General features: G+C 72.3%; 4 protein-coding genes. All 4 read left to right on the top strand.

Annotated features, from left to right (window positions below; all coding sequences use genetic code 11):
- The first annotated feature begins 43 nt into the window (after positions 1-43).
- Positions 44-1,315, top strand: a complete 1,272-nt coding sequence (locus E1281_RS37670; protein WP_131884482.1) for a DUF2637 domain-containing protein — start codon at positions 44-46, stop codon at positions 1,313-1,315.
- Positions 1,315-3,519 carry a hypothetical protein gene (locus E1281_RS37675; RefSeq protein ID WP_207943749.1) on the top strand — a complete coding sequence of 735 codons (2,205 nt, stop codon included), beginning with the start codon at positions 1,315-1,317 and terminating at the stop codon, positions 3,517-3,519. The genes E1281_RS37670 and E1281_RS37675 overlap by 1 nt, the downstream gene beginning before the upstream one ends.
- A 148-nt stretch (positions 3,520-3,667) precedes the next feature.
- Positions 3,668-4,369: a hypothetical protein gene (locus tag E1281_RS37680; RefSeq protein WP_131884483.1), complete on the top strand. Its 702-nt coding sequence runs from the start codon at positions 3,668-3,670 to the stop codon at positions 4,367-4,369.
- Positions 4,370-4,396: 27 nt separating this feature from the next.
- The coding region (locus E1281_RS37685) for a hypothetical protein (RefSeq protein WP_131884484.1) at positions 4,397-4,683 on the top strand (287 nt) is incomplete at its 3' end.

Raw genomic sequence — 4,683 nt, forward strand, 5'->3', positions numbered from 1 at the left:
GCCCCACCCCGGCCCGGATCGCCCCCGAACGGAGGCACCTGCCATGACCACGCTCAACCACCACGTGCCCGCGGCCCCCCTGCCCGCCGGGTTTGCACACGAGATCCTCGGCGCCGGCGCCGCGCCCGCTGGCCCCTCGGCGCCGGATGCGCCGGTCCTGGACAGCGCCGAGGACGCCCGCCCCGACGCGTCGGGAGCGGCCGCCCGCGACGCCTCCCGTGACGATGCGCGTGGTGACGCGCGTGCCCGTGAGTTGACCAGTAGCGAGTTCACCGCGGTCGCCGTGGTGGCCGCGCTGGTGGCGGTGCTGGGCCTGCTGGGGTTCGTCAACAGCTTCGCCGCCGTCGCCGAGGCGTCCGAGCCCTCGTTCGGGCGGCTGGCCTGGACGGTGCCCCTCGGGATCGACCTGGGCATTGCGATCTTCGCCGCGCTGGACATCGTGCTGGCCCGTATCGACATGCGGATTCGGTGGCTGCGGTTCATCCCGTGGGCCCTGACCGCCGCGACGGTGTATCTGAACGTGGCCGGTGAGCACGGGATGTTCGGCAAGGTCGCCCATGCCGTGCTGCCCGCGCTGTGGGTCGTGGCGGTGGAGATCGCCGCGCACGTGATCCGGCTTCGCGCCGGGATCGCCGCCGGTACCCGCATTGAGAGCATCCGCGCCTCCCGCTGGATCCTGGCCCCGTGGCCCACGGCCAAGCTGTGGCGCCGGATGGTGCTGTGGGAGATCCGCTCCTACCCCGACGCGCTGACCCGCGAACGCGCCCGGCTGCTGGCGCTGACCGCCTTGCAGGACACCTACGGCCGGTGGACGTGGCGCCGCAAGGCGCCCCGCCGGGTGCGGGCCCTGTACCGGCTCGGTGAACTCACCGACGCGACCCTGACCGCCGAGACGGGCCCCGTCCCGTCCGGTGGACCGCCCCCGGACCGTCCCGTCTCGGCGCCGGTGGACCGTCCGGCGCTGGAGTCTGGACCGTCCACCGGGCCGTCCCGGACCCGGGCGCGGACCGCGACCGCGCGGTCCGGTGGACGCAAGCGCGGACCGTCCGCCCGCCCGTCCCGCCGGACCGGCAAGACCGCGCCGCCGCCGGACGTGGACGACCTGATGCCCCTCGGCCAGCAGATCGCAGCCGACCTGACCGCCGCCGGTCAGCCCTTGACCCGCAACGTGCTGGCCGCCGGGCTGCGGAAGGCCGGTCAGAGCGCCGGTAACGCCCGCGTCGGCGCCCTGCTGGCCCGCCTGAAGACCGAACCCCCGTCCGCCGCCGAACGCGCCGAGAAAGGCTCGCCGACCGCCGAGGGAGACACCCCGTGATGAACTTCAGCAAGCCCATGGGCGAGGTGGTGCGCCTGCCCGTCCCCAACAACGACGCACCCGCCGACGTCCCGGCCGACACCGACCCGGACGCAGTGCCGGACGCAGTGCCCGACCGTCCCGCCGAGGTCGCTGGGGACGCAGACACCTCGTTCGAGGTCCAGCTTGACCCCGGCGCCGACCCCGACGCCGAGGGCGAACCGGTGGACGACGGGGTGGGGTATCTGCTGCCCGACCCCGAGGACGGGGACGCCTACCCGGTCATCCCCGAGAACCTGCGCACCCTGGCCGGTGTGGGTGAGGCGATCGGCCGGCACGTCCGCCGGTTCGCGCACCGGGCCGCGTTCCACGCCGTCCGCGCGCCCCGCTACCTGCTGCTAGCGGTGGCTTGGGCGATCGTGGGGCTGTGGCGGCTGATCGACCGACAACTGTCGTGGTGGTGGGTGTCCGAACAGGACTACCTGCGGTCGCTGGCCATCGCCGCCGGGGATTCGCGGGAGTGGTACAAGCTGCACCGGGAGGTCAAGGAGACACGCCGCGTCCGCGGCGCCATCCTGGCCGGTCAGGCGTTCGGGGTGCTGCTGGGCGTGCTGGTCATGGTCAAGGCCGCGCCGTGGTGGGGCTGGGCCGCCGTGCTGGCGGTGGTGGTGCCGTGGCTGGCGCACCTGGGCCGCCCCGAGGACAAGCCGATCATCGTCCCGGCGATGACCGTGCCGCGGTTCCGGCTGCTCAACCACGACGTGGTGCTACGCGGCTACTACGCCGCCGGGCTGGGCCACCCCGACAAGCCCGGCCAGCAGGTCACCTTTGAGACCCACCTGGCCCGTACCAAGGAAGGTGAGGGATCGCAGGTCAAGGTCGTGCTGCCGCACGGCACCGGGTTCGATGACGTCGTCAAGGCCAAGGACGACCTCGCCTCCGGGCTGGACGTGGCCCCGTCGCAGGTGTACCTGACCCATGACCCGACCAGCCACCGCCGCCACACCCTGACCGTGATGGACCGCGACCCGCTCGCGCTCCCGGCCGGCAAGACGCCGCTGCTGGACTGCAAGCGCCGCAACATCTGGAACCCGGCGCCGTTCGGGCTGGACGAACACGGCCGCAAGGTCACCCTCGGCCTGCTGTGGATCTCGATCCTGGTGGGTGCCCAGCCCCGCAAGGGCAAGACATTCGCCGCGCGGCTGCTGGCCCTGTACGCCGCGCTGGACCCCTCGGTGCGCCTGAGCGTGGTGGACGGCAAGAACTCCCCGGACTGGAACAAGTTCGCGATGGTCGCCTACCACTTCATCCGCGGCACCGTCCCCAACCGAGCCGGTGACCCGGTCCGCCAGCTCATCGCCGCCCTGGCCGAGATCAAGACGCACATCATCGAGGTCAACGACTTCCTGTCCACCCTGCCGCCCGAGGAGTGCCCCGAGGGCAAGCTCACCGAGGAACTGTGCCGCCGCTACCCCAAGCGGCTGTTCATCTGGATGCTGGTCATGGAGGAGTTCCAGAACTACTTCGAGCTGGAAGACCAGGACGACAACAAGGAGATCGCAGCGCTGCTGTCCTACATCATCGCGGTCGGCCCCTCCTCCGGCGTCATCCTGCTGTCCTCCTCCCAGAAGCCGTCCGGGGTCGGCGCCGGGGACGTGTCCCGGCTGTTCAACCGGTACCGCGACAACCACGCCGTGCGGTTCGCGCTGCGGTGCGGCAACCGCAATGTCTCCGACGCCATCTTGGGCGGGGACGCCTACTCCGAAGGGTTCGACGCCTCAACCCTGCCGGTCGGCAAGCCCTACCTCGGTGTGGGCTACCTGTACGGCGCGGCCGACGAAACCCCGACCGTGCGCACCCACCTGGCCGACCACGGCGACGCCGAGAAGATTCTCACCGCTGCCCGCACGTTCCGCGAGCGCGCCGGAACTCTGAACGGCTACGCCGCCGGGCAGGACACCGGCACCCCGGACCGCGACGTGCTCGCCGACGTGCTGGCCGTGTTCGCCGGCGACCCCGGCCTGCACTGGACCGAACTCGCCGAGCGACTCGCCGAGCAGTACCCCGACCGGTGGGCCGACACCACCGCCGACGCCGTCTCGGCGCAATGCCGCGATCTGGGAGTGCCGAGCGTGGACGTGAAGCGCGCCGGCAGCAAATCTCCCCGCAAGGGGTGCCGCAAGGACGCCGTCAAGGCCGCCGCCGCGGCGGCCGACACCGGCTGATCCGGCCGCGACCGGGTCGCGGCACCGCGACCTCCCGCTACCTGCACGAACGCCCACGGCCGCGACCTGCCGCGACCCGCGCGCCCGCCCTGACCTGCCCGGTCGCGGGTCGCGGCCCCCGGCCCCGCACCCACGATGTGAGGACCCCATGGCCCTGAAGATCCAGGTACTCAAGTGCGGAACCTGCGGTAAGCCCCGCGGGCTGACCCACACCTGCGTCACCCGCATGGACCGCAAGCGCAAGCCCGGCAAGACCCGCCTCAAGCCCCGCGTGAAGGTCACGGCGACGTGCCGCACCTGCGGCAAGCCTCGCGGACTCAACCACACCTGCCAGATCTCCACCGACTTCAAGAAGCGAAAGGCCGCCGCCGCGCGCCGCCAGGCCGCCGAACGCAAACGTCGGCAGGCCGCCCGCCGCAAGGCCGCCGCCGCGGCCCGCCGCCAGAACACCCCGTCCAAGCCCCGCACCCCCGCCGCCAAGCCCGTGCCGGGCAAGGCCGGTGCGGGCAAGGCCGGGCACGACTACCGCACCTGCAAGGACACCGAGTGCCGCCGGTACGCCTGCCAAGCCTGGAAAGAGGCCTACGCCGAAGCCATGGCTATCGGCCTGGAGGACGGCTACCAGCAGAGCTACGAACAGGGCCGCCGCGAGAGCCAGCAGGCCAGCCCCGCCACCGGCACGCCGCACATGGACGAGCGACAGATCAAGGCCCAGGTCGCCGAGCACTTCCCGGACGACAACGTCCGCGAGGACGAGATCGTCCTCAAGCCCAACGGCGACATCGTGATCGACCGCCGCAAGACGGCCGCGTGGGCCAAGCCCCTCGTGGTCGGCCGATGGAAGAACTAGCCGCCGCCCACCAAAGGAGAACCCCGGATGGTCACCCTCCTACTGCTCACCATGACCGGACTCGCCCTGTGGGCGGTCAGCGTCTACGTCCACCCGTTCCGCCCCTGCCGCCGCTGCGGAGGCGCCGGCCGCAAACCCGGCTCCACCCGCCGCCGGTTCGGGCCCTGCAACCGCTGCTCCGGTACCGGCCGCACCCAACGCATCGGGTCCCGCACCGCACACCGCACCGTGCTCTCGGTCCGCTCCGAGATGGCCAAAGAACGCCAGCGCAAACGCGAGCAGAAGGCCACCGACCGCGCCACCCACCCCCGCCG

The organism is Actinomadura sp. KC345 (genome assembly GCF_004348515.1).
In the GTDB taxonomy this organism is placed as follows: domain Bacteria; phylum Actinomycetota; class Actinomycetes; order Streptosporangiales; family Streptosporangiaceae; genus Spirillospora.